The organism is Pseudodesulfovibrio hydrargyri, from assembly GCF_001874525.1.
Classification (GTDB): Bacteria; Desulfobacterota; Desulfovibrionia; order Desulfovibrionales; family Desulfovibrionaceae; genus Pseudodesulfovibrio; species Pseudodesulfovibrio hydrargyri.
The window spans coordinates 1139577-1153535 of the sequence record NZ_LKAQ01000004.1 but is presented as its reverse complement, the minus strand read 5'-3'; the positions used below and the strand labels follow the sequence as shown (position 1 = coordinate 1153535).

Below are 13959 nucleotides of genomic sequence, written 5' to 3'. Positions count from 1 at the left end.
AAGACATGGAGAACCTTCAGGATTACATAGCGAAATGGCTGGGCGACATGGGCGGGCCCAAGGGGCTTCCCGAGCGTCCGGCCTTGGATGACGATTATTTCCAGGCCGGATACATTGACTCCATGGGGATCATGGACCTGGTCCTGGAACTGGAGGGCGAGTTCGGCTTCACGTTCAGGGAATCGGATTTCCAGTTGCGGGAATTCTCCACCGTGATCGGTCTGGCGGCCATCGTCGATCGCCGGATGAAGGAGAGTGCGCATGCATCACTATGATCGCGGCCAGATGGGCGAGGCCCTGACCGCCGTGGGCGTGCGGGCCGGTGACATTATCTTCTCGCACGCCAACGTCGGCTACTTCGGCTATCCAAAGGAAGGCCGGGAACCGGAAACCGTGTGCGAGACGATCCACGGTGCGTTCTTCGACGTGCTCGGCCCCGACGGAACGCTGGTCATGCCCGGCTTCAGCTACTCGGCGTGCAAGGGAGAGCCGTTCGATCCCGCCAGCACGCCGGGCGTGGGCGGCCTGCTGGCGGACTGGTTCATGGCCAGGCCGACCGCCGTGCGCTCCCATGACCCCATCTTTTCGGTGATCGCGGAAGGGGCGCGGGCCAAAGACATGACCGACGACGCCCCGGCCGCGTGCTTCGGCAAGGGCAGCTTCTGGGAGCGGCTCGTGGCGGCGGGCGGCAAGGTGGTCAACCTGAACCTCAACGTCGGGTACAACGCCCTGTTGCACCACGTGGAGTGGCTGGCGAACGCCTCCTGGCGCATGGAAAAGCCCTTTGCGGGCACAGTCGTCTCGGACGGCGCCGAACACCCGGTCACGGCCCGGTATTTCTGCCAGCGCCCGGACGCCCCGTACGCGGACTACGACCGGTTCGCGGCCATGGCCGAAGCGGCCGGGCTGGTCCGCAAGGCCCGTGTGGGCCGGGGCCAGATCGCGGCCATCGAGGCGGACGAATGCGTCCGTTTCTTCCTCGAGTCCCATGCACGGGACGAAAATTTCCTGAAAAACGACGATTGTCGTGCGGAGGGGTGCTGATGCCCAAGCCGACCCAGGCCAACGCCGCGTCCATGAGGGCGCTCCTTGAACGGCTGTTCCCGCTCCACCGGGCCCTGGTGGGTCCCGGCGCGCAACAGACCCTCGAGGCCATCCGCGAGACCCTGCCCATTGAGGTCAGCGAGTACCCAAGCGGCGGCAAGGCCTTTGACTGGACCATCCCCAAGGGATTTTCCGTGAACGAGGCCTGGGTGGAGGGCCCGGACGGACGCCGGGTCATCGACTACGCCGACTGCCTCTACCATGTGTGGAACTACTCGCAGCCCTTTTCCGGCACGCTCTCCCTGGACGAGCTCAAGGCCAAGGTCCGCACCGAACCGGCCCTGCCTGACGCCGTGCCCTGGCGGTTCTCCTATTACCGGGAGGACTGGGGGCTGTGCGCGAGCCAGAACCTGATGGACTCCCTGGAAGAGGGGGACTACCGGGTCCACATCGACACCGAGCTGTCGCCGGACGCCCTGCGCATCGGTGAATATTTCCTGCCCGGCGAGTCGGACCGGGAGATCCTGATCACCTGCTACATCTGCCATCCCCTCGGGGCCAACGACAACCTCTCCGGCACCGTGCTCGGCGTGGAGCTGTTCAAGCTGCTGCGGCAGCTGCCCCGGCGCAGGTACTCGTACAGGCTGGCCATCTGGCCCGAAGGCATCGGCTCCATCGCCTACCTGGCCAACAACCCGGAACGGATCAAGCGCACCCTGGGCGGCTACGTCCTGACCTGCTGCGGCGATCCCGGCACCCTGCACTACAAGCACAGCATCGAGGAGGGGTCCCTGTTCGACCGGGCGGCCCTGCACGCCCTGGAACATTGCGGGCAACCGTACGAGATCATGCCGTTCGCCTTCCACAGGGGCAGCGACGAGGCCTATCTCAGCGGACCGGGCTTCAAGCTGCCCATGGGCTCCATCATGCACACGCCGTATGGCCAGTTCCCTGAATACCACACCTCGGCGGACGACCTGGATTTCGTCACCGACGAGGCCCTGCTCGGCACGCTTCAGGTCTACTGGAACGCGCTCATGGCCATCGAGGCCAACCGCGTCTACGCGCCCACCTACCAGACCCTGCCCTTCCTGAGCGGGCACGGGGTGTACCCCTACGATCTTGGGGCCGGGGACGGGAGTCTCATGGTCATGGCGGCCGACGCGTATTACCACCTCATGGGCTTCGCCGACGGGCAGGTCGATCTCCTGTCCATCGCCGAGAGGACCGAGACGCCCATGGAACTGTTCGCCCGGCCCGTGGAAGCTTTCCTGCGCGTGGGCCTGTTGCGGGAAACGGAGGAAGACGGCTGATGTGCGGCATTGCCGGATATTACGGCGCAGCCCCCCTGCCGGACGAGAACCTCGCCCGGTGCCGGGAGCTGATGCACCACCGCGGCCCCGACGGCCACGGCGCGTACAGCCACGTCCATCCGTCCGGCCGCTGCGTCCATCTGCTGCACTCCCGACTCGCCATCCTGGACCTGTCACCCAAGGGCGCACAGCCCATGCGCCACGGCGATTCGATCCTCTGCTACAACGGCGAGCTGTACAACTACCTGGAGCTGAAAAGCGGCCTGGAAGACCGGGGCAAGAGGCTGGACACGACCAGCGACACCGAGGTCCTTCTCCGGCTGCTGGCCGAGGCTCCGGACCCGGCCCGGGCCCTGAACCGCTGCGAGGGCATGTGGGCCCTGGCCCTGTACGACGAAAAAGAGGGCAGCCTTCTGCTGTCCCGCGACCGTTTCGGGGAAAAGCCGCTGCTGGTCTGGGACACCCCCGAAGGCGTGTATTTCGGATCCGAGATGAAATTTCTGGCCGCCCTGCGCGGTACGTGGCCCGCCCCCGACAGGGAGCAGTGCCTCAGGTTCCTGGCCCACGGCTACAAGGCCCTGTACAAGGTGGAAAACACGTGGTTTCGGGGCGTCAGGGACCTGCCCGCCGCGACCTTCCGCATATTGGACGGAACCGGGAGCCGCGAACGGCGCTACTGGCGGCTGGCCACGGAAACGGACGTCTCCCTCGACTTCGAAGAGGCGGTCCGCCGCGCCCGCGAGTCGCTCATCCGGTCGGTGGAGCTGCGCCTGCGGGCCGACGTCCCGCTGGCATTCTGCCTCAGCGGCGGAGTGGATTCCAACGCCCTGGCCTCCCTGGCCGCGATCAAGCTGGGGTACGACGTGCACGGCTTCACGGTGATGGACGATGACGGGCGCTATGACGAGAGCGAACAGGTGCTTGCCTCGGTGGCCTCCCTGGGCATCCGGCACACCCCGGTCCGGGTCCGGCGCGACGGGTTCCTGGACAACCTCAGGGAACTCGTCCGCGCCCATGACGGCCCGGTGGCGACCATCTCCTACTATGCCCACTGGCTGCTCATGCAGGCCGTGGCCGAAAACGGGTACAAAATCTCCATCTCCGGCACGGCGGCGGACGAGCTGTTCACCGGGTACTACGACCACCACCTGCTCTACCTCGCCTCGGTGGCGGGCGACGCAAAGCTGCACGCCCGCTCCCTGGCCGCCTGGCAAAAGACCATGCTCCCCATGGTGCGCAATCCCCTGCTGCGCGACCCGGACGCCTACGTTCGCGACCCCGGGCGCAGGGGGCATATCTTCGACGGCGCGGACAAGAACAAGGCCCGGCTGCGCGTGCCGTTCACCGAGCCGTTCACCGAACTGCGCTACTCCGATTCCCTGCTTCGCAACCGCATGTGCAACGAGCTGTTCCAGGAAGTGATCCCGGTCATCCTGCGGGAGGACGACCTCAACGCCATGTACTGGTCCGTCGAGAACCGCTCCCCGTTCCTGGACAGAAACCTCGTGGAGACGTGCGCCGCCATACCGGACGCGCTGCTCATGCGAAACGGCTACGCCAAGGCCGTGTTGCGCGAGGCGGTCAGGGGCATCGCCCCGGACAATATAGTGAACGAACACAGGAAAGTGGGCTTCAACGCGGCCATCACCTCGTTCCTGGACTTCTCCGACAGCGAGGTCCGGGACGCGGTGCTGGCGGACTCCCCGGTCTTCGACATGGTCCGCAGGGAATCGGTCGAGGAGATTCTCGGCCGCGACACGGTGGCCAACGACGACGCCAAGTTCCTGTTCGCCGTGCTGAACGTGAAGTTTTTCCTGGAACAATTCCAAGGCGGTCGAAGCGCGTTTTCCATTGAAGACAACCCCCAACGGGCGAATTGAGACATGATAGCAGTCATTGATTACGGTTTGGGAAACGTGCGCAGCGTGCTGAGCGCGGTGGCCCGACTGGGGTACGAGGCCGTCCTGAGCCGGGACCCCGAAGAGCTGGCCCGCGCGGACAAGTTCATCCTTCCTGGTGTCGGCGCTTTCGGCGACGCCATGGCCCGACTGCACCGGCTGGGGCTGGTGGAAATCCTGAACGAATTGGTGCTCGGGCGGGGGAAGCAGGTGCTCGGCATCTGCCTGGGCATGCAGCTGCTCTGCGAGAGCAGCACCGAGTTCGGCGACCACGAGGGTCTGGGCTGGCTTCCGGCCGAAGTGCACCGCCTCAAGGGCGGCAACGGACTGCGCCTTCCCCATGTGGGCTGGGACGACCTCCGTCAGGAACATGACACCCCTTTGTTCGCCGATATCCCCGAAGACGCCCTGTTTTACTACGTCCACACCTTCCACGCCATGAGCAGGGACCCGAAAATCGTTGTCGGGACGTGTGATTACGGCATGCCTTTTGCTGCCTGTATGTCCATGAACAACGTCCACGGAACCCAGTTCCACCCGGAAAAAAGCCAGTTGCACGGCCTGACCCTGCTGAAGAACTTCCTGGCGCTCGAAGGAGATCAGTGATGCTCCGCAAGCGGCTCGTGACGGTCCTAACGTTCAACGAAGGGGTGCTTTTCAGGACCAGAAACTTCATCCCGGACTATCGCTACACGCTGAACTTCGTGGACGCCTGGAGCGTCGACGAGATCATCGTCCTGGACATCACCCGGGAGCCCGGCGAGTACCGGGGCTATTTCGAGGAGGCGGTCTCCTGGTTCGCCAGCCAGTGCTTCGTGCCCCTGACCGTGGGCGGCGGCGTCCGCGGGCTGGACGATTTCGAAAGGCTTCTCGGCCTGGGCGCGGACAAGATCGCCGTGAACAGCGGCGCGGTGGAGCGGCCGGAACTGATCTCCGAGGCCTCGCGGCAGTACGGCTCCCAATGCGTCGTCCTCAGCATGGACGCCGCCCGCACGGAAGGCGGCGGGTATGCCGTGCGTTCCCACTTCGGGGCGCGGGACACGGGCATGCCCCCCGACGCCTGGGCGCGCAAGGGACAGGAGCTGGGCGCGGGCGAAATCCTGGTCCAGTCCATCGAGCGCGACGGCATGCTCGAGGGCTATGACAACGAGTTGAACAATCTCGTCTCCGGAGCGGTCGACATCCCGGTGCTCGGGTGCAGCGGTGCCGGGAATTGGGAACATTTCGAGGACGGCTTCAAGGAAGGCGGGTTGTCCGCCGTCTGCACCACCAACATCTATCATTTTACGGAATCGAGTATCGCCAGCGCCAAGCTGTATCTGAAGCAGAACGGCGTACTCATGCGCTGAGAAGGAATCTGTTCATGGACGCACCATTCAACAATAGAGCGACGTCGGGCAGGCACATCAAGGTCTGCGCCAAGTGCCTGATGCCCAACTCCCGTCCCCGTATCCAGTTCGACGAACAGGGCGTGTGCAACGCCTGCCGCCACGGCGAGAGCAAGCCCGTCGTGGACTGGGAGGCCAGGAGGGCGGAATTCCTCGAGCTGCTCGACCTGCACCGCTCCAAAGACGGCTCCTGGGACTGCGTGGTCCCCTGGAGCGGCGGCAAGGACAGCTCCTACGTGGCCCACAGGCTGAAATACGAGTTCGGCATGACCCCCCTGCTGGTCACCTTCTCCCCGATGATGCCGACCGAGATCGGCAACGCCAACCGGGAGGCGCTGCTCAACCAGGGATTCGACTCCCTCTTTTTCCGGCCCGACCAGAAGATCATGCGCCACATGGCCCGGCGCTTCTTCGTCGAGCGCGGCAACCCCAAGATCTGCTGGGACGCGGGCGTCAACGCCCTGCCCGTCCGGGTGGCTGCGGAAAAGAACATCTCCCTGGTCTTCTACGCCGAACATGGGGAGAGCGAGTACGGCGGCAAGGTGCTGAGCGAGGAGCACCAGAAGAAACGTGACTTCACCGAGGTCATCGAACACCAGATCGGCGACGACCCGAACAACTGGATCGACGGCACAGTCTCACGGGCCGACCTCAACCCGTACCTGTACCCGCCCCTGGACATGGTCAAGAAGCGGGGCGTGACCGCCTATTATTTCGGCTATTTTTTCCGCTGGAGCATGCTCGAGAACTACGAGTACATCCGGGACAAGTACACCTTCCAGACCGCCCCGGGCGGCCGTACCGAAGGGACGTTCACCAATTTCGACAGCGTGGACGACAAGATCGACGGACTTTACTACTACATGCAGTTCGTCAAGTTCGGCTTCGGCCGGGCCGTGCGCGACGCCTGCCGCATGATCCAGAACAACCAGATGACCAGGGAAGAGGCCATCGCAAACGCCCTCCCGTTCGACGGCGAATTTCCCGCGCGGTACCACGCGGACGTCCTCGAATACCTGATGATGGACGAAGAGGAGTTCCGTTCCGTGGTGGACCGGCACCGGAATCCCGAGATTTGGAAAAACGAGAACGGGTCGTGGGCGCTGACCTTCGACCCCGCCGGCCCGGATAAAAACTACGCGGAGAAGACCCATGAGTAAGATATTCCCCTGCGACCTGTGCGGCAGCGACGACGCCGTCGAGGTCCCGTACGCCCGATTCTACACCGATGACCAGCCCATCCACATCTGCAAGGGGTGCGGCTTCGTCTATGTGCGCGAGCGCCGTTCCGCCAAGGAGATCGCCCGGACCTGGAGCGACGAGCTCTTCGGCGAGATCTACACCGCGGCCTGGCCGTCGGTGAAGGCCCGGCACAAGTACGTGGCCGAGTTCGTGAACAACAACATCGGCCTGTCCGGCAAGAGCCTGGTGGAAGTCGGCGGCGGCGAGGGACATTTCCTGGACCTGAGCCGCGAGTATGACGCCCAACCCTTCGGCATCGAGCCCTCAAAGCGCAACTGCAAGGCCATGCAGTCCCGCGACATCCCCTGCTTCGAGGGGACCATCGAGGACTATGCGGAACAGGGCGGCAAGCAGCGCTTCCAGGTGGCGGCCAGCCTGTGGACCGTGGAGAACTGCATGTCCTGCATCGACATGTTCAACGCCATCCACGACTGCCTGGAGGAGGACGGCCGCGTGGTCGTGGCCACCGGCAGCCGGATTCTGACCCCCTTCAAGAAGCCGCTCAGCTACTATCTGTCCACCAACCCGGCCGACAGCCATAGCTTCCGTTTCTCACCGAACACCCTGACCGGCCTGCTGGCCGAGACCGGATTCGAGGTGGAGCACATGAACCGCCACATCGACACGGACTATCTCGTGGTCATCGGCAAAAAGGTCAAGAAGGGCACGAAGATCGAGTGGCAGGGCGACGACTACCGCAAGGTCCATGACTATTTCGAACGCTGGCACAGGGAAACGCTGCACTACCTGTAGGCCCATTGTTCCAAGGGAGAGGCGATGCTTACCAGATGCGGAATCAACGACTACGACCCCAGTTGGCTGCGCGGCCTTATTTCCACGTTGCGCAACACGCATGAACTGATGGCGACGATAAGCCGGGACATGCATTCCGGCCATCCTGTCCGCGTGGCCGTCTACGGTGCCGGGGTCCCCGGCTGGCTGGCCGTATCCCTCATGGCGGAATATCCGGAACTGTTTCCCGTCCTGTACCTGGACAGGGACGCGGCCAGATTCCGCGAAGTGGATTACAACCTGAATGTCCTGAAAAAACCGGCTCTTCCCGTGAAGACCCTGGGGGAATATGTTCCGGGAGAAGCCGACGTCCTCTTGTGCGCGACCAGTCCCGGATCCTATGCGGACATCATCAAGGACCTAGACTCGCACTCCATCGGGTTACCCAGATATTTCATGCATTTCAACAGCGGTCTCGACTGCATCCACGAACGGGGCGTCCCCTTCCTGCTGACCACGCCGGGACGATGCGGCACGATGTGGATGAGAAGGATGTGCCGTTTCCTGGCCCCCACGGTCGGCTACAACGAGGTGCATTGCATCAACGAGGACCTGACCTGGAACTACGAGTCCATCCTGGGAATGCGGATCGGGCAATATGCCGTCGGGCATCACGAGTTCACCCCGGAGCTGCGGGCCGTCATCGAAGCCGGGGAACTCAACTCCGTCTACCTGTTCCGCGACCCGAGAGACATCGAAGTTTCCTACAGCTTTTTCTCGAAGCGCTTTGGGGATACGCAACGATATGAATTCGATGAAGATACCTACTCATGGACCATCCAACACATGCGCTCCTGGCTTGGGAATTCCGCCAACAAGCCGGTCCGCTTCGAGGATCTCAAGGCCGACCCCGGGGGCGTTATGCGGCAGTTCTGCGGACTCGTGGGCTGGGAGGTCGACGGAGGGACGTTCAACAAAGTCGTGGATGCGACCACTTTCAAGCGCCTGAGCGGGCGCGACGCAGGGCAGGCCGTGAACAATGCCCATTACCGCAAGGGGGCGTCCGGGGATTGGAAGCTGTATTACGACGAGAGCATAAAGGACAGGGTCAAGGAACTCAGCGGAGACCTGCTCGTTGAACTGGGGTATGAACGGGATATGGATTGGTAGCGAACCGGGAGCCATGGGGCCCCGGAATGCCGGAGGCGTTGTGTATGCAGGATGATATTTTGAAACAGGCCTATCCTGAAGTCGGCTTCGGCTCCCTGGTCCAGGTCCTGGGCATGGACCGGGTGACCATCGGCGCGGGATCGCTCGTCAGCGACGGCGCGTGGATCAATGTCTGCTCCCCGGCTACCGGGGGCTCGGTGACCATCGGCAAATGCGTGCAGGTGGGCCGCTATTCCATGCTCAATTCCGGCGGCGTCCTGGAGCTGGGCGACTACTGCCTGCTCGGGCCGCACGTGGTCATCTCCAACGCGGACCACGTGACCGACGACGTCAACTTGCCCTATGTGGCCCAGGGGGCGCGGCTGGGCGGCGAGACGCTGATCGGGGACAACTGCTGGCTGGCGGCTAACGTCTGCGTCGTCGGCAGCGCGACCGTCGGCCGGGGCAGTATCGTGGGCGCGGGCAGCGTGGTCACCCGCGACGTGGAGCCGTTTTGCATGGTGGCGGGCAACCCCGGCCGCGTGGTCCGGATGTACAACCCCGAATCGGGTGCCTGGGAAGGCGCGGCGAGCAAAGAGGAAAAAGAGCGGATCCGGCGGGCCAGGGAACGGAAACCACTTCCCGGACCGGAGGAGTACCGCCGGTTGCTGGACAACGGAGGCGTTCGCGGACTGGACGCCGTGTTTGCCGGAAACGGCGTGTGCCTGTGATTATTTCAAGGAGCCAGCGGTGAAACTGAAAGAAGTCGAAATCGAAACGCATACGGTGTGCAACGCGCGCTGCCGGTACTGCGCCTACCCCGGAATGGCCAAGCGGGTCGGCAGCAAGCTCATGTCCATTGAGCTGTTCGACCGCATTCTTAAAGAGCTGGATTTCGCCCGGCCGGACATCGAGCGCATCCATCTGCACCATGTGAACGAGCCCTTGGTGCGCAAGGACATCGCCGATCTCGTGGCCCGGGCCAGGAAGGCCTACCCGGACAAGGAGGTGGGATTCTCCACCAACGCCATCCTGATGACGCCCGAGCGGGCCGAGGCCGTGCTCAAGGCCGGACTCAACCTGCTCTACACGACCATCCCCAGCAGCGACCCGGAGGCATACAGCCACATCATGGGCGTGAAGGCGGACGTGAACAGAGTCATCGCGAACATCGCCGCGTTCATCGAGATGGCGGGCCCGGATGTGCGCATCGTGGTCCGCAGCCCGCTGTCCTTCGACCAGGGGCTGATCGACGCCCTGGGACATTTCGACGGGATAACCATGGAGCACGTGCCCCTCTCCTCCCGGCTCGGCGCCGTGGAGCAGGACATGCTGGACGCGTCTGGCGGCATCACCTGCAGCGGAGCGCCCGCCCCCTGCTCCAAGACCTGGATGCTGCATTCCCTGGTCATCCTGCACGAGGGCGACGTGCCCATCTGCTGCAACGACCAGGAACACACGTGCATCGTCGGCGACATCCGCGGCCAGTCCATCGAGGCGCTGTGGAACTCGGAACGGTTCGACGAGGTCCGGGGATGGATGATGGGCAAGAACCGCCCCGACGGCATCCCGTGCAATATCTGCGAATACGGTTGCAGGGAGGGCGAGTGATGGCCGCGACCGATCTCCGCACCCGCGTACGCCGGTTCTACCACCACGCCAGGACCAACTGGCCATGGACCCTGTACCAGCGCATCGGCATCAACAACCTGGTCACGAACATGGCCCTGTGGCCGGAAGACGGTGAAACCGGGGAGCCGTGCCGCCTGGAGCGCAAGGACTACCAGGCCCTGCTGGCCCTGGACGTCATGGAGCGTTTCCGCAAGTTCCCCTTCGTCTTCGACAAGGTCCTGGAGTACGCGGCCAGCATGAAGATGCTGCGCCTGACGCCCGACTCCGTTCTGCTGGACGCGGCGGGCGGATTCGGCGAGTACACCGCAGCCGCCAAGGAGCTGTGCGGTCTGGAGACCGTCTACTGCCTCGACGCCGTGGACCTGCCCGACCGGGGCGACGGGGTGCGCCGCCTGGTGGGCGGGGTATCGAACATCCCCCTGCCGGACGAGTCGGTCGACGCCATCAGCTGCCACCACTCCTTCGAGCATTTCCAGGGCGACGGGGACAAGGATTTTTTGGCCGAGGTGGGCCGCGTGCTCAAGCCGGGCGGCCGGGCGGTCATCATCCCGTTCTTCCTGTGCAACCGGTACGCGGAAATCCGCAACGTCCTCGGGAGAAAGCCGTTTGATCCCAAGGCCAAGACCGTTTACGACCCGTTCGGCACCTTCCCCGGATGGGGTCCCTACGAGCGGTTCGCCAGGGTCTATGACGCGCGCGCCTTTGCCGAGCGGCTGATGCCCGCCATGGACGCCAGGATCACCGTGTCGGTCCATCCGGTCCTGTTCGAGGGCAGGCCGTGCCCGGAGATGCCGGCCAACGCGCACCAGCCCAAACTCAACGGGAACCTGAAGGCCATGATGCTGGTCAAGTCCCGATCCGATGAACGCCCTGTCGGGCAATGAGCGCCCGGAGAAAGCAATGACGCAAGCAAGCATGAGCCCTGAACAGGAGACCGAGATGGTCGAACGCCTCCGCAGCCGGGGGTACGTGGTGGAAAAAATCATCGGCCCCGGAGATATCCCGGACAGCGACAGCTACCGTCCGTACGTCAACCCCTGGACCACCTATCTGCCCTGGGTCGGCCAGGAGGCCGTGTTCTCCGTGCACCGGGAACTGCGAGACAAAGGGGCCAGCTCCCTTGTCGGGTCGGACAGGATGTGGACCCTGCGCACCCTGCTCGAGCAGACGGCCTCCCTGGACGGCGAGGTCTGGGAACTCGGCGTGTACAAGGGGGGCACCGCCCTGTTCATGAAGAACGAACTGCTGCGCCTCCACGCCTCCGACCCGGTGCCGTGCCTGCGGCTGTTCGACACGTTTTCCGGCATGCCGGACGTGGACGAGGGCGTGGACTGGCACAAGGCCGGCGATTTCGACGACACGTCCCTCAACGCCGTGCGCTCCGTGGTCGGGGAAAACGATTTCATCCACTACCACCCCGGCTTCATCCCCGAGACGCTCAAGGGGCTGGAGTCCTCGGCCATCGCCCTGGCCCACGTGGACGTGGACATCCACCAGAGCGTCCTGGATTCGTGCGCGTTCGTCTACCCCCGGCTCGTGCCGGGCGGGTTCATGGTCTTCGACGACTACGGGATCCACACCTGTCCGGGCGCGCGCAAGGCCGTGGACACTTTTTTCGCCGACAAACCCGAATCCCCCCTGGTGCTGACCACCGGCCAGGCGGTCGTGTTCAAGGCCCCATAGGAAACGCCATGGCGAAAGACTTGGTCATAAAACGCACGCACGGACTGGGCAATGTCCTGCTCCTACTGCCTGTGCTCGAGCATCTGCGCGACCGGGGTCAAAGCGTGCGCCTGCTGACCCGTCCCGAATGGACAGAGGCCCTGTCCGCACTGGTGGACGGGATCGGCATCGCCCCGCACGACGGCCGGGCCGCAAACGACTGCGTGGACCTCGACGCCATGACCCTGTCCATCCGGCCCGAGGAACACCGGACCCTGGAACTGGCCCGGCTGCTCGGCGTGGCCGACGACATCGGCCCCGGCCGGTACACTGTGCCCGACGCCTGGGCAAAGCCGTACCGCCACCTTGAAGGCTGCGTGGTCTTCGCCCCGGAGGCGGGCCACCCGGCAAGGGAATGGCCGCCGGAGTACGTCGACGAGTTGGCCCAACGGCTGCTGGGCAGACCGCTGGTCCTGACGGGTTCCCTTTCCAAGCCACGGGTGGCGTGCGACGAGGACCTGCGGGGCAAGCAGGGCCTGCCGCAGATGCTCGGCCTGTTGTCCGTGGCCTCCGCCGTCGTCTCCCTGGACTCCGGGACCCTGCACATGGCCACGAGCCTGGGCGTCCCGGCGGTGGCCGTGTTCGGCGGGGTCGACCCTCGCTTCCGCGTCCGCGCCGGCCAGCGCACCATCGTGCTCCAGGCCGACATGGCGTGCGCCCCGTGCGACAAGAAGGAGACCTGCGACGGCGCCTACCCCTGTCTCAAGTCCCTGACCCCGGACCACGCGCTGGCCGCCCTGGACGACCTCCGTCTCCCGGGCGGACAGGGCCGGGAAATACGCCGAATCAAATGAGGTTGCCATGGCCAAACGCATGCTGATCGTCCCGGAGAGGTGGGAACATCATATCGCCCAGTCCAGCATAGACCATATGCTGGAGTTCCTTGACGGCTACGCCCTGTACGATGCCGCCAAAGGCGGTTTCCAAGCCCTGCCGGACGGATTCTTCCAATCCATCGGAGCCGTCCCCAACCTGCGCACCGCCTATGCCGAGCGGTCCTTTCGCCGTGAACTGTCGCTGATCGCCGATCTGGCTGGACACTCCGGGACAATGGTCCATTTCCTCAACGGCGAATCCGCGACCTACTTGACGCCCCGGCACAAGAACGGCAACACCATCCTGGCGACCTACCACCAGCCCCGGTCCGTGATGGAGGACATCATCCCGGACAAGTCGCACTTTCCGCGGCACGATGGCGTGATCGTCATCGCACCCAACCAGGTCGAATATTTCGAGGAGATCACCGGCAAGGGCAAGGTGCACCTGGTGCCGTTGGGCGTGGAGGAGACCTTTTTCCCGTTCGGCGCACCGCAAGGCCGTGTGCCGAGAGTCCTGTTCGTCGGCAACTGGCTGCGCGATTTCCCCACCCTGGTCCGGGCCGCCGTGCTAATCAAGGCCGAGGCCCCGGAGGTGGAGGTGGCCTGCGTCACCCCCCCGAAGAACCATGCCCTGTTCGACGGGCTGGACGTCACCCTGCTGACCGGCATCCCCACCGAGGACCTGCTCGAACTGTACCGGACCTCGGCCGCGTTCCTGTTCCCGGTGGCCGACTGCACGGGCAACACGGCCCTGCTCGAGGCCATGTGCAGCGGCCTGCCCGTGGTGGCCAACCGCAAGGTCCTGGAGACCGGGTACGTAAACGAGGAGTGCGCCCTTGTGACGCCGGACGGCGATCCCGAGGCCATGGCCCGGCACTGCCTGGAGCTGGTCCGCGACGACTCCCTGCGCCGCCTCAAGAGCGAGGCCGTCAGGCAGTGGGTGTCCGACCGCTTCAACTGGCGGCGGGTCTCCTCCATCCAGAAGGACGTCTATGCCCGGTACGGTTGGGAGGGCTAGGCC

The 13959-nt window shown here is 64.5% G+C and carries 15 protein-coding genes; all 15 read left to right on the top strand.

The annotated features are described in order from the left end of the window. Positions 1 to 5 precede the first annotated feature (5 nt). The 15 genes from BerOc1_RS09810 to BerOc1_RS09740 are packed head-to-tail and all read left to right on the top strand — an operon-like array spanning position 6 to position 13956. The gene (locus BerOc1_RS09810) at positions 6 to 275 is read left to right on the top strand and encodes an acyl carrier protein (RefSeq protein ID WP_071545527.1); all 270 of its coding nucleotides are present in this window, start codon (positions 6 to 8) and stop codon (positions 273 to 275) included. Then, complete coding sequence (locus BerOc1_RS09805; RefSeq protein ID WP_084641338.1) at positions 262 to 1044, top strand: AAC(3) family N-acetyltransferase; 783 nt, start codon at positions 262 to 264, stop codon at positions 1042 to 1044. Before BerOc1_RS09810 ends, BerOc1_RS09805 begins: the two co-directional genes overlap by 14 nt. Then, positions 1044 to 2357: a DUF4910 domain-containing protein gene (locus BerOc1_RS09800; protein ID WP_071545525.1), complete on the top strand. Its 1314-nt coding sequence runs from the start codon at positions 1044 to 1046 to the stop codon at positions 2355 to 2357. The genes BerOc1_RS09805 and BerOc1_RS09800 overlap by 1 nt, the downstream gene beginning before the upstream one ends. Next, positions 2357 to 4237 carry an asparagine synthase (glutamine-hydrolyzing) gene (gene asnB, locus BerOc1_RS09795; protein WP_071545524.1) on the top strand — a complete coding sequence of 627 codons (1881 nt, stop codon included), beginning with the start codon at positions 2357 to 2359 and terminating at the stop codon, positions 4235 to 4237. Before BerOc1_RS09800 ends, asnB begins: the two co-directional genes overlap by 1 nt. Before the next feature lie 3 nt (positions 4238 to 4240). Then, a complete protein-coding gene (hisH, locus tag BerOc1_RS09790) occupies positions 4241 to 4861 on the top strand; it encodes an imidazole glycerol phosphate synthase subunit HisH (RefSeq protein ID WP_071545523.1) in 621 nt (206 codons plus the stop codon). After that, a complete protein-coding gene (gene hisF / locus BerOc1_RS09785) occupies positions 4861 to 5604 on the top strand; it encodes an imidazole glycerol phosphate synthase subunit HisF (protein ID WP_071545522.1) in 744 nt (247 codons plus the stop codon). The genes hisH and hisF overlap by 1 nt, the downstream gene beginning before the upstream one ends. A gap of 14 nt (positions 5605 to 5618) precedes the next feature. Continuing rightward, positions 5619 to 6803: an N-acetyl sugar amidotransferase gene (locus tag BerOc1_RS09780; protein ID WP_071545521.1), complete on the top strand. Its 1185-nt coding sequence runs from the start codon at positions 5619 to 5621 to the stop codon at positions 6801 to 6803. Beyond that, complete coding sequence (locus BerOc1_RS09775; protein WP_071545520.1) at positions 6796 to 7638, top strand: methyltransferase domain-containing protein; 843 nt, start codon at positions 6796 to 6798, stop codon at positions 7636 to 7638. Before BerOc1_RS09780 ends, BerOc1_RS09775 begins: the two co-directional genes overlap by 8 nt. Before the next feature lie 24 nt (positions 7639 to 7662). After that, positions 7663 to 8787 carry a sulfotransferase domain-containing protein gene (locus BerOc1_RS09770; protein ID WP_071545519.1) on the top strand — a complete coding sequence of 375 codons (1125 nt, stop codon included), beginning with the start codon at positions 7663 to 7665 and terminating at the stop codon, positions 8785 to 8787. A 44-nt stretch (positions 8788 to 8831) separates the two neighbouring features. After that, positions 8832 to 9497, top strand: a complete 666-nt coding sequence (locus tag BerOc1_RS09765; protein WP_165610807.1) for an acyltransferase — start codon at positions 8832 to 8834, stop codon at positions 9495 to 9497. A gap of 19 nt (positions 9498 to 9516) precedes the next feature. Then, a complete protein-coding gene (locus BerOc1_RS09760; RefSeq protein ID WP_071545517.1) occupies positions 9517 to 10377 on the top strand; it encodes a radical SAM/SPASM domain-containing protein in 861 nt (286 codons plus the stop codon). Then, positions 10377 to 11282 (top strand): class I SAM-dependent methyltransferase, encoded by a 906-nt coding sequence (locus BerOc1_RS09755; RefSeq protein ID WP_071545516.1) that lies wholly within the window; start codon positions 10377 to 10379, stop codon positions 11280 to 11282. The genes BerOc1_RS09760 and BerOc1_RS09755 overlap by 1 nt, the downstream gene beginning before the upstream one ends. A gap of 16 nt (positions 11283 to 11298) precedes the next feature. After that, complete coding sequence (locus BerOc1_RS09750) at positions 11299 to 12081, top strand: TylF/MycF/NovP-related O-methyltransferase (RefSeq protein WP_165610806.1); 783 nt, start codon at positions 11299 to 11301, stop codon at positions 12079 to 12081. A gap of 8 nt (positions 12082 to 12089) precedes the next feature. Further along, complete coding sequence (locus BerOc1_RS09745) at positions 12090 to 12914, top strand: glycosyltransferase family 9 protein (RefSeq protein WP_071545514.1); 825 nt, start codon at positions 12090 to 12092, stop codon at positions 12912 to 12914. Positions 12915 to 12921: 7 nt separating this feature from the next. Continuing rightward, entirely contained in the window at positions 12922 to 13956 is a 1035-nt protein-coding gene (locus BerOc1_RS09740) for a glycosyltransferase family 4 protein (RefSeq protein ID WP_071545513.1), read from the top strand. The last annotated feature ends 3 nt before the right edge of the window (positions 13957 to 13959 follow it).

Bases quoted from the DNA above. Each gene is read 5' to 3' on its own strand.
- BerOc1_RS09780 (WP_071545521.1), top strand. From the start codon at position 5,619: ATGGACGCACCATTCAACAATAGAGCGACGTCGGGCAGGCACATCAAG.
- hisH (WP_071545523.1), top strand. From the start codon at position 4,241: ATGATAGCAGTCATTGATTACGGTTTGGGAAACGTGCGCAGCGTGCTG.
- BerOc1_RS09810 (WP_071545527.1), top strand. From the start codon at position 6: ATGGAGAACCTTCAGGATTACATAGCGAAATGGCTGGGCGACATGGGC.
- BerOc1_RS09800 (WP_071545525.1), top strand. From the start codon at position 1,044: ATGCCCAAGCCGACCCAGGCCAACGCCGCGTCCATGAGGGCGCTCCTT.
- BerOc1_RS09770 (WP_071545519.1), top strand. From the start codon at position 7,663: ATGCTTACCAGATGCGGAATCAACGACTACGACCCCAGTTGGCTGCGC.
- BerOc1_RS09775 (WP_071545520.1), top strand. From the start codon at position 6,796: ATGAGTAAGATATTCCCCTGCGACCTGTGCGGCAGCGACGACGCCGTC.
- hisF (WP_071545522.1), top strand. From the start codon at position 4,861: ATGCTCCGCAAGCGGCTCGTGACGGTCCTAACGTTCAACGAAGGGGTG.
- BerOc1_RS09750 (WP_165610806.1), top strand. From the start codon at position 11,299: ATGACGCAAGCAAGCATGAGCCCTGAACAGGAGACCGAGATGGTCGAA.
- BerOc1_RS09765 (WP_165610807.1), top strand. From the start codon at position 8,832: ATGCAGGATGATATTTTGAAACAGGCCTATCCTGAAGTCGGCTTCGGC.
- BerOc1_RS09740 (WP_071545513.1), top strand. From the start codon at position 12,922: ATGGCCAAACGCATGCTGATCGTCCCGGAGAGGTGGGAACATCATATC.
- asnB (WP_071545524.1), top strand. From the start codon at position 2,357: ATGTGCGGCATTGCCGGATATTACGGCGCAGCCCCCCTGCCGGACGAG.
- BerOc1_RS09745 (WP_071545514.1), top strand. From the start codon at position 12,090: ATGGCGAAAGACTTGGTCATAAAACGCACGCACGGACTGGGCAATGTC.
- BerOc1_RS09805 (WP_084641338.1), top strand. From the start codon at position 262: ATGCATCACTATGATCGCGGCCAGATGGGCGAGGCCCTGACCGCCGTG.
- BerOc1_RS09755 (WP_071545516.1), top strand. From the start codon at position 10,377: ATGGCCGCGACCGATCTCCGCACCCGCGTACGCCGGTTCTACCACCAC.